This is a genomic window from Duodenibacillus massiliensis (assembly GCF_900128485.1).
GTDB lineage: Bacteria > Pseudomonadota > Gammaproteobacteria > Burkholderiales > Burkholderiaceae_F > Duodenibacillus > Duodenibacillus massiliensis.
The window spans coordinates 749,685-767,451 of record NZ_LT635861.1 but is presented as its reverse complement, the minus strand read 5'-3'; the positions used below and the strand labels follow the sequence as shown (position 1 = coordinate 767,451).

General features: G+C 56.8%; 17 protein-coding genes. 9 read left to right on the top strand and 8 right to left on the bottom strand.

The features are described from left to right. Positions 1-132 precede the first annotated feature (132 nt). From BQ7486_RS11070 to BQ7486_RS11040, 7 genes are all read right to left on the bottom strand, one after another. The gene (locus BQ7486_RS11070; protein WP_074010041.1) at positions 133-816 is read right to left on the bottom strand and encodes a hypothetical protein; all 684 of its coding nucleotides are present in this window, start codon (positions 814-816) and stop codon (positions 133-135) included. A 46-nt stretch (positions 817-862) separates the two neighbouring features. After that, the gene (locus tag BQ7486_RS11065) at positions 863-1,516 is read right to left on the bottom strand and encodes a carbonic anhydrase (RefSeq protein ID WP_074010040.1); all 654 of its coding nucleotides are present in this window, start codon (positions 1,514-1,516) and stop codon (positions 863-865) included. A 108-nt stretch (positions 1,517-1,624) separates the two neighbouring features. Next, the gene (locus BQ7486_RS11060) at positions 1,625-2,563 is read right to left on the bottom strand and encodes an ABC transporter substrate-binding protein (protein WP_074010039.1); all 939 of its coding nucleotides are present in this window, start codon (positions 2,561-2,563) and stop codon (positions 1,625-1,627) included. 44 nt (positions 2,564-2,607) lie between these two features. Next, a complete protein-coding gene (locus BQ7486_RS11055; protein ID WP_074010038.1) occupies positions 2,608-3,438 on the bottom strand; it encodes an energy transducer TonB in 831 nt (276 codons plus the stop codon). Further along, entirely contained in the window at positions 3,398-3,790 is a 393-nt protein-coding gene (exbD, locus tag BQ7486_RS11050; RefSeq protein ID WP_074010152.1) for a TonB system transport protein ExbD, read from the bottom strand. Before exbD ends, BQ7486_RS11055 begins: the two co-directional genes overlap by 41 nt. Before the next feature lie 8 nt (positions 3,791-3,798). Further along, a complete protein-coding gene (exbB, locus tag BQ7486_RS11045; protein ID WP_074010037.1) occupies positions 3,799-4,221 on the bottom strand; it encodes a TonB-system energizer ExbB in 423 nt (140 codons plus the stop codon). Positions 4,222-4,320: 99 nt separating this feature from the next. Further along, complete coding sequence (locus BQ7486_RS11040) at positions 4,321-6,399, bottom strand: TonB-dependent receptor domain-containing protein (RefSeq protein WP_074010036.1); 2,079 nt, start codon at positions 6,397-6,399, stop codon at positions 4,321-4,323. A gap of 452 nt (positions 6,400-6,851) precedes the next feature. Here BQ7486_RS11040 and BQ7486_RS11035 point away from each other — a divergent pair, with 452 nt between their 5' ends. The 7 genes from BQ7486_RS11035 to BQ7486_RS11005 all read left to right on the top strand — a co-directional run bounded on the left by BQ7486_RS11035 (position 6,852) and on the right by BQ7486_RS11005 (position 14,462). Further along, the gene (locus BQ7486_RS11035; protein ID WP_074010035.1) at positions 6,852-7,898 is read left to right on the top strand and encodes an ABC transporter permease; all 1,047 of its coding nucleotides are present in this window, start codon (positions 6,852-6,854) and stop codon (positions 7,896-7,898) included. Further along, positions 7,895-8,872, top strand: a complete 978-nt coding sequence (locus tag BQ7486_RS11030; protein WP_084765926.1) for an iron chelate uptake ABC transporter family permease subunit — start codon at positions 7,895-7,897, stop codon at positions 8,870-8,872. Before BQ7486_RS11035 ends, BQ7486_RS11030 begins: the two co-directional genes overlap by 4 nt. 4 nt (positions 8,873-8,876) lie before the next feature. Beyond that, a complete protein-coding gene (locus BQ7486_RS11025; RefSeq protein ID WP_074010033.1) occupies positions 8,877-9,632 on the top strand; it encodes an iron ABC transporter ATP-binding protein in 756 nt (251 codons plus the stop codon). Between the two features lie 19 nt (positions 9,633-9,651). Continuing rightward, positions 9,652-10,743 carry a siderophore ABC transporter substrate-binding protein gene (locus BQ7486_RS11020; protein WP_074010032.1) on the top strand — a complete coding sequence of 364 codons (1,092 nt, stop codon included), beginning with the start codon at positions 9,652-9,654 and terminating at the stop codon, positions 10,741-10,743. A 27-nt stretch (positions 10,744-10,770) separates the two neighbouring features. Further along, entirely contained in the window at positions 10,771-11,769 is a 999-nt protein-coding gene (locus BQ7486_RS11015) for an ABC transporter substrate-binding protein (protein ID WP_074010031.1), read from the top strand. 431 nt (positions 11,770-12,200) lie between these two features. Next, positions 12,201-13,262, top strand: coding sequence for an RNA-guided endonuclease IscB (iscB, locus tag BQ7486_RS11010; RefSeq protein WP_235836797.1), 1,062 nt, complete (start codon positions 12,201-12,203; stop codon positions 13,260-13,262). Positions 13,263-13,289: 27 nt separating this feature from the next. After that, positions 13,290-14,462, top strand: coding sequence for an AI-2E family transporter (locus tag BQ7486_RS11005; protein WP_074010029.1), 1,173 nt, complete (start codon positions 13,290-13,292; stop codon positions 14,460-14,462). A gap of 37 nt (positions 14,463-14,499) precedes the next feature. Here BQ7486_RS11005 and BQ7486_RS11000 read toward each other — a convergent pair whose 3' ends face one another. Then, positions 14,500-14,790 carry an RHS repeat domain-containing protein gene (locus tag BQ7486_RS11000; RefSeq protein WP_074010028.1) on the bottom strand — a complete coding sequence of 97 codons (291 nt, stop codon included), beginning with the start codon at positions 14,788-14,790 and terminating at the stop codon, positions 14,500-14,502. A gap of 169 nt (positions 14,791-14,959) precedes the next feature. Here BQ7486_RS11000 and BQ7486_RS10995 point away from each other — a divergent pair, with 169 nt between their 5' ends. After that, positions 14,960-16,132 (top strand): MFS transporter, encoded by a 1,173-nt coding sequence (locus tag BQ7486_RS10995; protein WP_084765924.1) that lies wholly within the window; start codon positions 14,960-14,962, stop codon positions 16,130-16,132. A gap of 203 nt (positions 16,133-16,335) precedes the next feature. After that, positions 16,336-17,760, top strand: a complete 1,425-nt coding sequence (gene hydG, locus BQ7486_RS10990) for a [FeFe] hydrogenase H-cluster radical SAM maturase HydG (protein ID WP_022372407.1) — start codon at positions 16,336-16,338, stop codon at positions 17,758-17,760. Positions 17,761-17,767: the final 7 nt, after the last annotated feature.

Here is a 17,767-nt window from a genome sequence, read left to right as displayed (position 1 = left end):
TCAGGGTTAACGCGACAGCAAAATCCTCCGGGAAATGCCAAGCTACTGATCTTATTTATAATATTTAACTTTGCTGTATCAATACAGAGAAAAACCGCGTTGTACGTCTACAACAGGTTTGACAAAACAAACTCAGCCCATCCTGCTGAGTTTTTCCGTCAAGGGCTTTTGGTCATTACCCGACGTCTCCTGCGCGATGCGTTCGCGCTCGGCGTCGGTGAGATCGGGTAAAAACGTCCCCTGCTGAAACCGCCGCTTCCACTCGCGCACGGTGTAGCCTGAGAGATTAAGAAACCCGGCCGTGGCTTTGTAACCCCAGCCGCGGGTAAAGAAGATGTAGGCCCTGATCTTGATTCCGCGCGAATAGCGGGTCGCCGTGGTACGCGCATCGTACTTGGTTTTGTCCGTTGCAGCACCCCGGGACGCAAGTGCACCCGCAGGCTCCTCTTTGCTGACAGGGGCATCCTCGGGAGCCTCAGCTTCCGACTCAGAAGCTTCAGCGGTCACCTCGGGCGCGGGCTTCGCGCCTTCAGCGGCAAGAGTTCTCAGAACCGCAGCAAGCCGCTCGTTTTTTGCCCGCCCGATCTCATCCATCCAGTCGGGATGGTAAGTGTTGACGTGCTGCGGGACGCCGTCAATGAGTTCATCGGCGGCAGAAACGTCTTCGGCCTCTGAAGCGGCTTTTGTCCGGCCCGGGGCCGCGAACTTCACGGGTTTATCCTTCTTTTTGGGATAAGGCTTACGCACGCGGCGACGGGCGCGGTCTTTTTCCGCGTCCGTAAGTCCGAAGAGATCCGGTTGTTCAATATCGTGCATGGCCAATTAATCCGCTTGCAGCCCGCAAAGGCCTTCCTGCGGGATATTACCCGCGCGGCGCAAAAAGCGCGTGAGAGGGCTCAAAGTCCTCAATGTCGGCGTTCCATATATTAAGGCTCCCCGCCTTCATGTCGTAGTAAAGCGCGTGCAGGGAAAGTTCCCCCGCATCGGCCTTGTCGTGAATCCAGTCATACGACAAAAGGTTTTCAAGCGATAAAAGCACCGCCCCCTCTTCACAGCGCCGGGTGCGCAGGACCGCGTCTTCCATGGGGTTTTCAGCCTTAAGTTCCGCAAGCACCGGGTTTGCCAGCGACACCCAGCGGGAGATATAGGGTTCTCCCGCGATTTTTTCCGGAAACATGAGCCCGTGAATGCCGCCGCAGCCTGAGTGCCCCATCACGATGATGTGCTTTACTTCAAGGTGTTTGACCGCGTATTCCGCGGCGGCAATGACGGCGTCGGCGTGAGTGGCCTCGTCCTTGCTCGGGACAATCGCCGCAACGCTGCGGATCACAAAAAGGTCACCGGGCTTACAGCCCATCAGAAGCGCGGGATCCGCGCGCGAATCACAGCAGGCAATGACCAGAGTCTTGGGACTCTGGCCGTGCGCGAGCGCGTCAAAAAATTCGCGCTCCTTCATAAAGTAGGATTCCTTGAAGCTGTGAAACCCGTGAATGAGATCGTGGAAATTAGCGGACATGCTTGCCGCTCCGAAAAACAAATGGAGGCAGGAGTTTAGTGGGCGCGCCGCGCCCGGACAATAAGCCGAAATGCTCACATGGATTAAGCAAAAGAAGGCTGCCGCCCGTTACGGTGTCCAGACGATGTCCTCGTACGAAGGCACGCTTTTAACCATCTTGTGGTCGAGCATCCACGCTCCCACGCGCTTCACATCACTTTCCGTAGGTAAGGGCGGAAGGCCGTCGGCGGTCCCGAAAAGCGAAAATCGCACCATCTTGTAACCCGCCGCGACGGGCGCCGGGATGAGTCTTTTCTTCACCATCACCGCGCGGTATTTTTCGGGATCGGCTTCGATCAAACGGGCGGCCTCTGCCACAGCCTTACGAAACCCGGTGACGGTTTTGGTGTCAAGCTTCTCTTTACGCAAAGCCACAACCGCAAGCGCTTCGTTTAGCCCCGCATCGTCCCAGATCACGCTGCCGCCCTTCTTTTCAACCACCGTCACGAGGGGCTCAGGCAAGAGCGCCGTCTCGACTTTGCCCGCCAGAAGCATCTGAAGCCGGATCGGAATCTGACGGATTTCGACGTTTTTGACGGCCCCCGCCGGGAGCTTTTCCTCCATCTTCATGCGGTCAAGGAGGTAATCAATGATCGTTGCCGCACTCATTGCGGTAGCTGTGCCCTTCAGGTCCGAAAGGCTCTGAATGCGGTCAGCGGCTTTGGGCGACACCACAAACCCGAACGCGCGCTGCGAGGCTGCTGTGTGCGTTGTCGTGAGAATGACTTTCTGGGCCGCACCCGTTGCGTTTTGGGTGATGACGTTCATGAGGTCCCCGAAGTGCCCCGCCAACTGCCCTGCGCGCATCGCGGCTCCGACTTCGAGCGCACTCCTAAAGGGGACCGTGACCACGTCAAGCCCTTCCTTTTTAAAGAGCCCTTCATCGACGGCCGCCTCAAGGACAATGGAGTCCGCAGCGGGGAGCACCCCGATCCGGAGTGTTTCGGCGTGAAGGGCCGTTGTGAGGCACAGGGCGAGCGCCGCGGCCGCCAGTCGGAAGATTCTCATGGTTAAGTCCCGAAATTCTGAGTTTTCGGGACTATAACCGAAACTCAGCCTCTGAGTTCAAAGCGGATGGGAAACCTCAGACGCACGGTTTTGGCGGGGCTGCCCCATGCGCCTTGGGCTTCCTTCACGGCACGTAAGGCCGCCTTGTCGAGAATGCCGTGGGGACTTGTCTCAAAGAGTTCAAGCTCCGTGAGACTGCCGTCCGCGGCAATCACAAACTGCACGACGGTCACGCCCTGAAGCCTCATCACGCGGGCCTTGCGCGGATAATGCAGCACGCTTTCCACGGCGCGTTTGACGCGCGCAAGAAACGGATCGTCGGTTTTGCCGTACACCAGCGTTGAGATGCCGCCGGCGTCGGAGGCACTCTGCGCTCCGGCCACCGGTGCGGCCACCGCAGCCGTCTGTTTTTCCTCAGCGGGCTTTTCCGCTTTTTTCACGGTTTCAGCCGGTTTGGGCTGAACGGTTTTGACGGCTTTCTTTTTCTCGGGGCTGGGCTTGATCCTAGGCTTGGGTTTAGGCTTTTCAACAACCTTCTTTACGACGGGCTTGGGCTTGACCACCGGCACAGGCTCGGGGTCCGGCGTTTTCACTTCCGGTTCGGGTTCGGGTTCCGGTTCCTTCACGGGTTCGGGCTCAGGCTCCGGTTCCGGCGGTACGGGCTCGGCCCGGGCTTCAGAAACGGCACCCCCTGCGACCTGCGCAAAGGAAAGAGCGACGGACGCCTGGTTGCCCGCGGCTTTGTAGGTCAAAACCGGCGCGGCATAAAAGACAACGGCAATCACCGGCAGATAGAGCGCCACCGCCGCCGCAAAAGACACCGCTGAGCGGCGTCTAGCCGTCTTTACGTTCTGTGGCGATTCGGAAGTTTTCATGCTGATGTTCTTTTAATAGGTCAATCACGCGGATGAAGTGCTCAAACTTGGACTCCCGGTCCATTCTGAGAAGCACGGGTTTATCCCGCGGGATTCCGGCAATCGCCTCGGCGAGTTCTTCAAACGACACCCGTGTGCCGTCGCGGAAAAAGTCACCGGCTGCATCGACCTGCACGAGTAACGGGTCCTTCACGTTTTCAGCCTGAGACGCCGTTTTTGAAGCCGGGAGATTAATCTTGATCTCACCCTTGGCGATAAAGGTCGAAATTGAGAGCACCATCGCCAGCAGCACCAGCATGATGTCGATGAAAGGAACGATGTTTAACGGTTCCTTCTTGGGAATCTCAATCATGGCGCAACTCACTTGGCGGCGTCTTTCCATTGGGCGGAAAGCACGTTGATTCTGCGCTGCAGGCCGTTATAAATCACAAGCGTGGGGATGGCGACCGCGAGCCCCAGCGCCGTGGCTTTAAGCGCAAGAGACAACCCCGTCATGATGTCGGAGGCATTGATGTTGCCGCTCTGCCCCATGTCGTAAAAGGTGATCATGATGCCGATCACGGTCCCCAAAAGCCCGACGTAGGGGGCGTTCGAATAAATGATGTAAAGGGTCGTGAGGTTGTCGGTGAGGGCCTTGTCGTAGCTGTTTTTATCCGCGTAGCCGGAGGGCTTCACAGACCGCAGAAACAAAAGGCGCTCAATCGTGAGCCACACGGTCACAAACCCCATGAGGCCGAGGATCGCGAAGATGATGTAGTCAACACTGTCTTTGATGAGTTCCATGGCAGAAAAATCCTGTCCGTTTAAACGGGTTAAACCCCGAAAGCCGCAGCGCAGTCAATGCCGCTGCGGCCCCCGGGGCTCTTGTCTTATGACGGACGTTTAGAAGTCATAGGTGTAGGAAACCCAGAAATTGCGGCCGTCCAGGTACTGGCGGTAGAGGTTGCCGTAGCGGCCCGGCGACGTTTCCGTCCACTCGACCGTGTCCTTATCAAGGACGTTGTTCACAGCCACGGAGAAGCGGTGGTTCTTCGCCACAACGTAGGTCGCACCCACGTCAACAATCGTGTAGTCCTTGTATTTGTTGCCCAGGCCGATGCCGGTCCTGGTGTTGTTGCAGATCATGTCCCACTTGGAGGTGGATTTGACGTAGGCCGAGAGCGGTCCCTGCTGATAGTCGGCACGCAGCTGCAGGCTGTGACGCGGCAGTTCGTTGGGGCGCTTGCCGCTGTCGGCGCCAGCGGTGATCTTGGCGTCGGTGAGCGTATAGCCGCCGGTAAAGGAGAAACCGGCAAACTTCGCGGTCTTAAAGAGCACTTCAATGCCCTTGGCACGGACCTTGCCGTAGTTGATGAGGCGCTTGTCGCAGGCGCTGTCGTCGGCGTTGCAGTAGCCCGCTTCCGTTCTTTCTTCCGAGGCAATCAGGTTTTTAAAGTCCGTGTAAAAGCCCCCGAGCGTCACCTGTGCGGCCCGCCCGAGATCCACAGTCGTGGAAAGTTCATAGCTCCAGCTTTCTTCGGGCTTTAAGTTCGGGTTGCCCCAGGAGCGGTCGCCGGGCTCACTGCCGTCGTAATAGCCGTCCACAACCTGCTTGACGTTGGGCGTTTTGTAGCCCGCGGCCACGCCGCCCTTAAAGCTCAGCCACTGTGCAGGCTTATAAACGAGGTAAGCGCGGGGCGAAACATTCGCGTCAAACATGTCGCTCCACTGGTAGCGGGCACCGACCGTGGCGTTTAACTCGTCGTTGATGAAGTACTCGCCTTCGGCAAAAACGGCAAGCGTTGTCTGATCAAAGGGCCCCTTTTGCGAAGCCGTCGAAGTCGACGGATTTTCGTAGTCTTCGTAGTTGGCTTCCACGCCCGCCGTGAGACTCATGCTGCCGAAGCGGTCGAAGTCAAAGGGCATGATCGCCTTGGTGGCAAAGGTATAGGTATTCGTCTGCTTTAAGGGGTCCGAGAATGAACCGTGGTTTTCAGAAGCCACCGCCTTTTTCGTGGAATGCGGCGTGAGCGTGGTCTTTGTCTTCATCTGCGAGAGGTTGTTCCACATCAGATAGCTTTCGGTGCGCCCGAACCCGTACTTGCCTTCGTGTCCGAGGGCGAGGTTGTATTTGTGGTACCACTGCTGGGCCTTGATGGAGCGGCTGCTCGTATTCATGGAGCCGCCGGAAAAGCGCGTGAAGTCAAAATCGGCAAAGGTGAAGTTTTGGGGGTTGACAGTCCAGTTCAGACGTGCGCCCACATTGCTCGTGTAACTTTCGCTCGGCGAGTGTCCGGCATAGGCGCCCTTCGGGTTCATGATGCCCGTGTCTTCGTGCCGGTAGTAGCGGCCGCGCAGCATCAGAGAAAGCGACTCGTCAACCAGAGGAATACCGAAGAAAAAGCTCCCCGCACCGCTGTTGCCGTAGTTCTTTCTGTGTTCCTGGAAAGTGCCTTCAGCGGTCACCGATCCCGTAAGTTCCTTCACGTGTTTTTTCGTGATGACGTTGACCACGCCTCCGACGGCATCGGTTCCCCAGACGGTGGAAGCCGGGCCGCGCAGCACTTCGATGCGTTCAATCATTCCCACGGGCGCAATAAAGGCGGTCGTCGGATCAAAGCCGTTGGCTTGAATCGCGGAGCTGAAATTCTGGCGCCGCCCGTCCTGCAGTATCAGCGTATAGCCCGCGTCAAATCCGCGGATCGAAATCGTGGAATTACCCATCTTTGTGGAATCGAGATCCACCCCCGGAATGTCCCCGATCGCGGTACCCAAGTCACGCACGGGTTTTGTCTGCAGTTCTTGGGCGGGGATCACCGAGACGCTCGCGGGCGCTTCGCGCACGTCCTGCGAGTAGCCCGAGGCTGAAACGACGGACGTATCCAGCGTGGTGTATTCATCCGAGGCAGCCTGAGCCCAGGCGGCGTTCACAGCGGCTGCCAGCGGCAGCACGACAAAGAGGGTTTTGTTGGTTGTTTTCATGGCAGTAGGAAAAATTCTCCCCGGTTCCCCGGTCGTGTCGACAGGCCGCAATGCGTAGCGGCCCTTCGCATTAAAGGCCGTGAATACTACTGAAATTTACGCAAATGAGAATCGTTCTCAAGCATTTTCAACAACTTCTGACCAAATTCAGCCAACCGGCGTAAAACACACCCCCCGAAACCATACAAAACAAGGCTTTACCGTCGTTAACAGAGTGTTAACACATATTTTCTCTGCAATATGTCGGAAAACACCGACACCGCCCTCAGATTCCGCACTTTTTCATTTAACTTCAGATTGTTGCAGCATTTACTCAACCAACCCCGATGAACTTCCGTTAACTTTTCTTCCAAATTTGTAACAATTGTTGAATAGGAACGATTCTCATTTACTGTCTCGGTTAAAGTCCTTCCGTTTTTCACACAACCCGTCGTTTTTTTTTCCTGACAGGCATGACCAAATCCACCTGGATTCTTCTTGCACTCACGCTCGCTGCGGGCCTTGCGTCACTCACGGCGGGCGCGGCCGACATTTCGCTTGCGGCCGTCCTCACGGGCGACGCCGAAGCGCTCCACGTGCTTCTTGCCTCGCGCCTGCCGCGGCTGGCGGCAGTTCTGTGCACGGGCGTCGGAATGAGCATTGCCGGGCTCATCATGCAGCAGCTCTGCGCCAATAAATTCGTCTCCCCCACAACGGGCGCGACAATTTCTTCGGCGCAGTTGGGAATCCTCATAGCGCTGCTCTTTTTCCCGGACTCAAGCCTCTGGTCGCGCGCGGCGTTTGCGTTTCTCGCGGCGATTGCCGGTACCTGGGTTTTTGTGTGGTTTATTTTGCGGATCCCCATGAAGGACCCGGTGATGGTGCCCTTAATCGGCATCATGTTCGGCAACGTCATCGGCGGGATCACGAGTTTTCTCGCGTTTCGCTTTGACATGACGCAGGCCCTTTCCACGTGGCTTGTGGGGCACTTTTCGTTGGTTCTCCGCGGCAACTACGAGCTCGTTTATCTTGTGGTCCCCTTAATTGCCGCGGCCTGGATCTACGCCAAGTGGTTCAACATCGTCGGGATGGGAAAGGAGTTTTCCAAAAACCTGGGCGTCAACTACTCCCTCGTTCTCTTTGCCGGGCTCTCGATCGCCGCGATGATTACGGCCTCCGTTGTGACGGTCGTGGGAAGCATCTCCTACATCGGGCTCATTGTCCCCAACCTCGTTGCGATCTTTAAGGGCGATGACTTACGGGCGACGCTGCCGGATACCGCCCTTTTCGGTGCGCTTTTCGTGCTCATCTGCGACGTGATCGGCCGCCTCATCATCATGCCGTATGAACTTCCGATTGAACTCATCATCGGTACCGTCGGTAGCCTCCTTTTCATCGTCCTTATCTTTTACCGGCTCAGATTCGGCCGCAGAAGTCTCACGAAAGACAGGCTCCTGGAACTTTTCGGCCTGACCCGCAGAGCGCGTCCGGGCTGCTGCAACCCCGCGGTGATCAAATGAATACTGTCAGACTTGCACAGCGGCGGCGCCTTAAGACCTCCATGGTGGTGCTGGCCGGGCTCGTCCTGTTGTTTATCGGGCTCTATCAGTTTGCGTTCGTGAACCCGAAGTTTTTCGCCTACGCGATGGGCTTAAGACTCCCGCGGCTTGCGGTCATTCTTATCGCCGGCTTTGCGATTTCAGCGGCCGCCATTGTCTTTCAGACGATCATCCGCAACACGATTGTGACACCATGCCTCTTGGGCATGAATTCGCTTTACCTACTCATTCACACGGCAGTCGTGTTTTTTCTGGGTTCCGGCAGCCTTTTTGCGGTGAACCCCGTCTACGCCTTTGCCGCGGACGTCATCGTCATGGGGTTCGTTGCGGGCTTTATTTACTACACGATCTTTCAGAAAACGGGCGGCAATGTCCTTTACGTGCTTTTGATCGGCACGGTGCTCTCGACCTTCTTTTCGAGCATGCAGAATTCGCTTACACGCATCATGGATCCCAACGAATACGATGCGCTTTTAAACACCCTGACGGCAAGCTTTACGAACGTCAACGCCGCCTGCATCATCCCGGGGGCGCTCCTTTTGGCCGCGATTGCCTGGTGGCTTAGAAAAGACCTCGCCATCCTTGACGTCATCAGCCTCGGCCGCGAACAGGCGGTGTCGCTCGGCGCTGACTACGAAAGGACCCTGAGGCGCCTGATGGTGGGCGTCGCGCTTTATATCGCCGTTGCCACGGCGCTTGTGGGACCGCTTTCCTTCCTTGGTCTCATTACCGCCAACGTCGCGCGCCAGCTTTTCACCACCTACCGCCACACGTGGCTCATTGCCGGGAGCGCCTGCGTCGGCATGCTCATTCTCACGGCCGGCCAGTTTGTGGTCGAACACGTCATGGTCTACGCCGTACCGGTGAGCGTCTTTGTGACGATCGGGGGCGGCATCTACTTTCTCTATCTCGTTTTAACGGCCGGCAAAAGGTAACGCCATGCTCAAAATCCAGAATCTCGTAAAGTCCTACGAGGACACGACCGTTGTGGACGACGTGACGCTTGACATTCCGCACGGCAAAGTTGTTTCCATGATCGGGCCCAACGGTGCGGGCAAGTCCACTGTGCTCGGGATGATTTCAAGGCTCATCGCCCGCTCCTCAGGCCTCGTGGAATTCAAAGGAAAGGACGTGCAGCAGTGGGAGAGCCGGGAACTTGCAAAGCACCTGGCGATTCTCACGCAGACCAACAACGTGCAGATGAAGCTCACAGTGCGCGAACTCGTTGCGTTCGGCCGTTTTCCGCACAGCGGTTCTGCTCTTACCGCAGAAGACGAAGCCGTCGTCGAAAAAAGCATCCGCTACATGGAGCTCGAAGACTTCGCCGATCGCTTTATCGATGAGATGTCAGGCGGCCAGCGGCAGCGCGCCTTTATTGCGATGGTCTTGGCGCAGGATACCGAGTACATCCTGTTGGACGAACCCACGAACAACCTCGACATCTACCACTCCGCGCAGATGATGAAGCTTGTGCGAAGGCTCTGCGATGAGCTCGGGAAAACAGTGATTCTCGTCTTGCACGAGATCAACCTCGCCGCGTTTTACTCCGACTTTATCTGCGCCTTTAAAAACGGGCGGATCGCTGCGGCAGGAAGCGTCGAAGACGTGATGACCCCTGCGACGCTCGAAAAAATTTACGGGGTGCCCTTTCAGATTCACCGCATTGACGGTAAGCCCCTTGCCATTTTTCACTGACACTTTAAAGGACAATCTCATGACGCTTTCGCGCCGACTTATGCTCTCTGCGGCCGCCGCCGCAGCCCTCACGGTTTCCCTTCCCGCTTTTGCGGCGGACAAAACCGTCACGGTGAAAACGCTTAACGGTAAAAACCAGCTCATTGACATCACGGTTCCCGCAAATCCCAAGCGCATTGCCGTCGCGGACTATGCGGTTTTGGATACGCTCGACCATTGGAAGCTCACCGACCGCATTGTGGCTCTGACCCAGACGACACCTCTGGCATACCTCCAGCAGTACTTTAAAAAGAGCGCGAAGGTGAAAAACATCGGCACCTTGAAGGAAATCGACTTTGAGGGACTGATGGAATCCGAACCCGACGTGATCTTTATTTCCGGGCGTCTTGCCAAAAAGTACGATGAACTCACGAAAATCGCGCCGGTGGTTTACATGACCACGGACCGCACGAAGGGAAGTTTTGCAAGTTTCGCCGCGAACCACATGAACCTTGCCGCCATTTTCGGTAAAGAAAATGAGGCCAGGGCCGACATCTCTCACTTTGAAGGGCGCATTGAAAAACTCAAAGCCGCCTCTGAGGGCAAAACCGCGCTCGTGGGCCTGGTGACCGCAAGCCACGTGAACCTTCTCGGCAACGCCGCCCGCTGTTCGATCATCGGTAACGAATTCGGCTTTAAAAACGTGGCTCAGAAAGCCAACGCCAACCACGGCAACGAAGCCTCCTTTGAGCTTCTGCTGAAACTCAACCCCGACTACTTCTTCGTTCTTGACCGCGACTCCGCCATCGCCCGCCCCGGCGCCAAACTCGCGCAGGACATTTTGAACAACGAACTTGTGAACAAAACGAAGGCCGCGCAAAACGGACACATCGTCTACCTCACGCCCTCGGCCTGGTATCTCGCCGAAGGCGGCTACACGGCCATGAACATCATGTTCAGCGACGTTGAGAAAGCGGTCCTTGCAAAGNCCTCGGGTGCATTCGATGTGCGCCGTCTGAACGGTACAAAGATTTCTGCCGGTATTTCGTACAAGAAACTTTCGCTTCTTGAGAAGCGAAAGACGTTTTTAACCGAACTGAGAAAGGAGGACCGCGATTCCTCCCGCGTCTGAAGACGCGGGTTTCCTCGCGGAATTTCTATGACTTTTTCCCGACGCTCGCTTCTGGCGGCCGGCACCTCCGCCCTCTTTCTTTCGGGGGTGACCCTGGGCTGCGCACGGCGCCCCGCAATGCTTGAAATTCAAAACACCGCCGCAGGAACCCTGCGCGATGTGACCGTCCCCTTTGATCCCAAGCGCCTCGCGGTTCTTGACTTTTCCGTGATGGAAAACCTTCAGGCCTGGGGGCTCACGGACAGGATGGTCGCGGCGGTGTCGCCCACGACGCTTACATGGATCAAAAAGCCCGGTGACGGTGTGGCGCTCGTAAAAAGCCTTAAGTCGGCTGAAACCGCGCCCGTCAAGGCCGTCAATCCCGACCTCATCTTTATTTCGGGCCGTATTGCCCTCGCCTACGACGCCTTTAACAGCGTGGCGGCGACGCTCGTGCTCGTGCCTGACTACAAGAAGGGCGCCTGGGCAAGCTTTAAGGAAAACATCACAACGCTTGCCCGCATTTTCGGTAAAGAAAATGAAGCCGCCGCGGCTGTCGCAGGGTTTCAAAAGCGCATCGATGCAATCCGCGCGAAAGCCGCGGGTGAGCGCATCGCCGTCATGATGTGCGTCGGAGGCCGCGCGGGGCTTTTGCCGCCCGAGGGCCGCTGCTCGCTTCTCACTGAAGCCCTGGGATTCACCAACGTCATGCCTGCGAGAACGGACGCTGCGCCGAAAAAGGGTGCGGCTCCGCGTAAGGCGCCGACCGCGGCTGAAATTACGGCAGGAAACGCCAAGACCTTTGCCAAACTCAAAGAGACCAACCCTGACCGTGTCTTTGTCTTAAACAAGGACCTTGCGGTGGGCGCAAAAGAACCGAAGCTTCTGGAAGCGATCACGGCAGGGCAGCAGGACTGGGCGGGCACCGCGGCCGTGAAGGCCGGACGCGTCACCGAGCTCACAGGCCCCGCGTGGTACTTGGGTGAAGGGGGCGTCTATTCGATGGACCGGATGCTCACCGACGTTGAAAAGGCGCTCGGACTGTAATTTCGGACGGTCCGAAGAATCTTCAGGCCCGTATCGGTCTTCCCCGGTACGGGCTTATTCTTTGCAACCGTTTCGCGTTTCGCCGTTTCTGTTACGATAAAGACCTCGGTTGCGCAAACGCTCGGAACTTCTTTACTCAGACAAGACCGTCAACTACCCCTGACTGAAGTCAGAGGCTTGGCAACAAGTCTTGGTTGACTAGCCTCAGTCCGTTTTCGGACGGACTCCGTTGGTTGGGAATCCGTTCCGTCGCAAGACGGGACGCAAACAGGCACCGCGGGATGTCGATCCCAGTCCCGCGCTCTGCGCTCTGCGGTTAAAAGCTCTGAGAGGTAGGAGCGGTGCTTCAGACAACAAAGCCCTTCCAACATTGGCGAAGGATCACCACCGACCGCAAGGTCGAGCAGACGGAGCCCGTGAGGTATCCGTCAATGGAGAACACTTTGAAAGTTTTTCTGTTGAATATGCGCGGGCAACCGCTCATGCCGTGCTCCCCGCCCAAGGCGCGTAAGCTGCTTCGGGCCGGGAAGGCCGTGCCTGTGCGCCGAACGCCCTTTGTGATTCAACTGACGGTGCCGACGGGCGAAACCAAGCAGCCGATCACCTTGGGTGTGGATGCGGGCTACAAGCACGTCGGCCTGAGCGCAACGACCGCCAAGGAAGCGTTGTTGGCTTCCGAGGTCGAGCTGCGGCAGGACGTGACGGGCTTGCTCTCGGATCGCTTGGCACTTCGCCGCGCCCGACGCAACCGCAAGACCCGCTACCGCGCACCGCGTTTTGATAATCGCGTTCGATCAAAGCACAAGGGCTGGCTTGCGCCGTCCGTGGAGAACCGCATTCAGGCGCACATATCGCGCATTGAAGCGGTTTGCCGAGTGCTTCCGATCACCAAAATCGTGATTGAAACCGCATCCTTCGACATTCAGAAGATCAAGAATCCCGAAGTCAAAGGCACGGACTATCAGCAGGGCGAGCAGCTTGGCTTTTGGAACGTGCGCGAATATGTGCTGTTCCGCGACGGTCACGTTTGCCAAGCCTGCAAAGGCAGATCGAAAGATCTGATTCTCAACGTGCATCACATTGAGAGTCGGAAAACGGGAGGCGACGCGCCGGGCAACCTCATCACGCTGTGCGAGGCGTGCCACAAGGCGTATCACGCAGGCAAGTTGAAGCAGTTCAGTCCCCGGCGCGGCGCTTCTTTCAGGGCAGAGACTTTCATGGGCATCATGCGTTGGACGGTGTTCAACCGCCTGCGCGAGCGCCATCAGGCTCCGTACCTAGTGCACGGCTTCAGGCTCTTTGACAAGGTGCTGTGCAAAGGGGAAGTCGGCTTTATTTTTGGCAGACGCTCCTCGGGTGCATTCGATGTGCGCCGTCTGGACGGTACAAAGATTTCTGCTGGTATTTCCTACAAGAAACTTTCGCTTCTTGAGAAGCGAAAGATGTTTTTAACTGAACTGAGAAAGGAGGGCCGCGATTCCTCCCGCGTCTGAAGACGCGGGTTTCCTCGCGGAATTTCTATGATCAATCTGCGCGACCGCGTCGATCTGTTGCTGCGTGTTGCTTTCGGCGTGCTGATTCTGGTGGGATGCTACTTTGTCATCTCCCCCTTTATCACCTCCATTCTTCTCGCGGCGATTCTGGCTGTCGTCTCCTGGCCTTTCTTTGAGTGGTTAAACGACCGCTTTAACGGGCACTCAACCCTTGCTTCAAGCGTGATGGTGCTTCTCATCATCGTCACGATCCTGATTCCGTTGACGCTGGTGTGCATGGTCCTTGCGCGTCAGATTCCGGACGTCGTCTACTGGGTGCGCGACTGGATTCACGCGGGGATGCCGCTTCCAAACTGGCTTCTTTCCATCCCCTACCTCGGTCAGAGCATCTCGGACGCCTTTAAGTACGGCATTGACCCCGAACAGGTGAGAACCTTTATTGAAAAGGCCGCGGACCCCCTCACAAAATCCGTGATCTCCGTTTCCTGGGGTATCGGCAACGGCCTTTTCCAGCTCGCGCTCGTTGCCTTCATCGTCTTTTTCTTCTACCGCGACGGCCCGAGTCTTTCGAAAAAAACCGGGATGTTTATTAACCGTATTTCCGGGGGCCTTGCCACCGAATTCACGGCGATTCTCGTAAACACCACGCGCTCGGTTGTCTTCGGCGTGATCGGTACCGCAATCGGCCAGGGGCTGGTCGCTGCCGTGGGATTCATCATCGCCGGGGTTCCGGGCGTTGTGATTCTTTCCTTTACGGTATGCGTGCTCTCGATCGTGCCGGTGGGTCCCCCTCTCGTCTGGGGCCCGGTGGCGCTCTGGCTCTACGCTACGGGTAACGTCGGGATGGCCGTTTTTATGGTGCTCTGGGGCACTTTGGCCGTAAGTTCCGTCGATAACTTCATTAAGCCCATTCTCATCAGCCGCGGCACGTCGATGCCCTTGGCGCTTGTGTTCCTCGGGGTTTTCGGCGGCATTATGTCCTTCGGGTTCCTGGGATTGGTTTTGGGGCCGGTGCTTCTGGCCGCAACGCTTGCGCTTTTTAAGGAGTGGACAAAGAATCCGATCCGCATTGATAAGGCAATTGCCCGCGTGCAGCGTCTGAAGAAAGATCTGACGGAAACGGCAGAAGATCCTGACGAAGCCGCCAAAGGCGGACATCACAAGGCGCTCAAAGACGAATCCTCACAACCTCAGAACTGATGTGGACTGCCGGCCCGTTTTCGGGCCGGTTTCGTTTTTAAAAGCCCGCGTCGTCGCAGCGCCCGATGTAGCGGCCCTTGGCGTCATAGCAGCGCCCTGAACTGTCACGACGCCCCGTGAAGCGGCCTTTTTCGTCGTAGTGGCGGCCCGTGGCGTCCGTGCGCCCCGTATAGCGCCCCTGCGCGTCATAACGCCTGCCGGCCGAATCCGTCCTGCCGGTGTAGCGCCCCTTTTCGTCATAAAAGCGGTCGGCGGCAAAAACGGCCGGCGTGAAGACCAGTGCCGCCAGCATCAGGCGCCGTGTGAATCTGAGGGAGTCCTTGGCCATTTTTTGCCTCCTTTTAACCCATTATGGAGAAGCTCTTTGGGTTTTGTACGGTTATGTAAGCAGTTTTCCGCAGACGACAGGAACACACCTCGGTTAGAGTGCCGCCAACATCAGTATTTTCAGGCCTCCGATTTTCCCGTCGGGCCTCTTAACTTCAAGGTTTCCCGCCGTGAAGCACCTCATTGCATTAAGTCTCGGGACACTCGCGCTCGGGATTGCCGAATTCGGCATGATGGCGATTCTTACGCCCCTGGCGCAGTCCCTGGGCGTCACCATCGCCGAAGCCGGTCACTTTATTTCCAGTTACGCCTCAGGCGTCTGCGCGGGCGTTGTTCTCATGGTCCTTTTCGGCCGGAAACTCCCGCTTAAGACCTTTCTTCTTGTTCTTGCGGGCCTTATCTTTGCGGGTAACGCGCTCACAATCTTTGCGGACAGCTACTTCACAATGCTTGCCGCCCGCTTTATCGCGGGGCTCCCCCACGGGTCGTACTTCGGGGTGGGTGCGATTGTGGCAACGCAGCTCGCCAAACCCGGCTGCGCCCAAAGAGACGTGTGCCTCATGGTCGCCGGAATGACGGTTGCCAATATGGCGGGTGTGCCGGGGGCGAGCTTTCTCACGTGGGCGCTCGGTTGGCAGTCAACCTACATTGTGATCAGCGCAACGGCGGCTCTCCTTTTTATCTCGCTCCTTGTTTTCGTGCCGAAGCTTCCCGCTTTGCCTGACAAAGGGTTTCTTGCACAGTTTCATTTCCTGGGGGAAATCAAACCGTGGCTTGTGATTGCCGCAATAGGCCTCGGTAACGGCGGCTTTTTTGCGTTCTTTTCCTACATCAATCCCGTGGCGCACGAAACGGCGCATGTGCCTGAGCACCTCATGAGTTTTGTCGTGGGTTTCTGCGGCTTTGCAATGGTGGCCGGGAACCTCATTTCCGCGCGGCTGTCGAAGCACTTTACGGACGCGGAACTTGCGTTTGCCGGGCAGGCGGTGCTCTGCCTCTCACTTGTTATCGTGATGACGGCTTCCGACTTTCCTCTGGCAGTGCTTGCCGCAGCCGTCGTTGCCGCGGGCTGCGTCTTTTTCATTTCGGGCCCGGAGCAGATTTTGATTTTGAAAGGGGCCGGTGACGGACAACTTTTGGCGGCCGCTCTGGGCCAGGTCGCCTTTAACTTCGGTAACGCCATGGGCGCGTGGGTGGGAGGCCTTCCTATTGAAGAAGGGATGCCTGCGTACATGAGCGCGTTTCCGGGAGCGCTTCTTGCGTGCGCGGGATTTATTCTGCTTTTCTTGGTCTGGCGCATTCAGGTGGCGGTTGCCGACGCTCACGAGGCGGCCCGCTTTTGAGTACGCGCAAAAGTGTAACGCTCAATTTTCTTAAGCCTGTTTGATCAAAACGGCCTTCTGTATAGTTGGAATTAAGGGGAAATCGTTATAGACTCGGCCACACTTTCGGCGTCAGTTGCTTCTCACGAAAAAGAAGAAGAAAGAGAAGACAAAACGCCGTTTCCGGTTTTTTAACTCACAGCGCTTGTTGCGCTTAAATCACCATGTACGATCCCAAATCGCGTCAGGCCGATGACTTCATCAACCATCAGGAGATTGAGGACACGCTTGCGTACGCCGAAGAACATAAGTCCGACAGAGCGCTGATTGAATCGCTCATCAATAAATCCCTCACCTTTAAGGGTCTCACCCACCGCGAAGCGGCGGTGCTTCTGGCCTGCGACCTTCCCGACTGCAATGAAAAAATCATGCAGGCCGCGATTAAGGTGAAGGAACACATCTACGGTAAGCGCATCGTTCTTTTCGCGCCCCTGTACCTCTCCAACTACTGCATCAACACCTGCACATACTGCCCGTACCACGCCAAAAACAAGAACATCATCCGCAAGAAGCTCACCCAGGACGATATCCGCCGTGAGGTGATTGCGCTGCAGGACTTGGGTCACAAGCGGCTTCTTTTGGAAGCCGGCGAGCACCCCAAGTACAACCCGATTGAGTACATCCTTGAGTCCATCAAGACGATTTACTCGATCAAGCACAAAAACGGTGCGATCCGGCGCGTAAACATCAACATCGCAGCGACGACCGTTGAAAACTACCGTAAACTGCACGAAGCGCAGATCGGCACCTACCAGCTCTTTCAGGAGACATACAACCGCAAAGCCTACGAGGAGATGCATCCGAAGGGACCGAAGGCCGACTACTGCTACCACACCGAAGCGCACGACCGCGCGATGGAAGGCGGTATTGATGACGTGGGTTTAGGGGTGCTCTTTGGGCTCAATCTCTACCGCTACGACTTCGTAGGGATTCTCATGCACGCCGAACACTTGGAAGCCGTTTTCGGCGTGGGACCGCACACGATTTCGGTGCCGCGCATCTGCCCGGCTGACGACATTGATCCGAAGACCTTCAGTAACGCCGTTCCGGACGATGTGTTTTTAAAGATCGTGGCTTTGATTCGTCTCGCGGTCCCCTACACCGGCATGATCATGAGTACGCGTGAAAGCGCGCGCATCCGCACGGAAGCCTTAAAGCTCGGGATCTCGCAGATTTCCGGGGGTTCCAGAACGTCGGTCGGGGGCTACACGATCAAGATTGAAGCGCAGGACGATGAGCACACCGCGCAGTTTGAAACCAATGACCGCCGCTCGCTCGACGAAATCGTGCATTGGCTCATGGAAAACGGGTATCTTCCCTCATTTTGCACGGCCTGCTACCGCGCCGGCCGCACCGGTGACCGCTTCATGGAGTTTGCCAAGGACGGAAGCATCGCCGCTTACTGTCAGGCCAACGCCATCATGACGATCAAGGAGTACATGTGCGACTATGCGTGTCCGTCCACGAAGAAAGCGGGCGACATTCTCATTGCGTCGGAACTCCCCAAGATCGAAAACGAGAAGATTCACAAGGCCTGCGTGAAACGCCTTGAACGCATCGAAGAAGGCGAACGCGATTTCCGCTTCTGACGCGGGT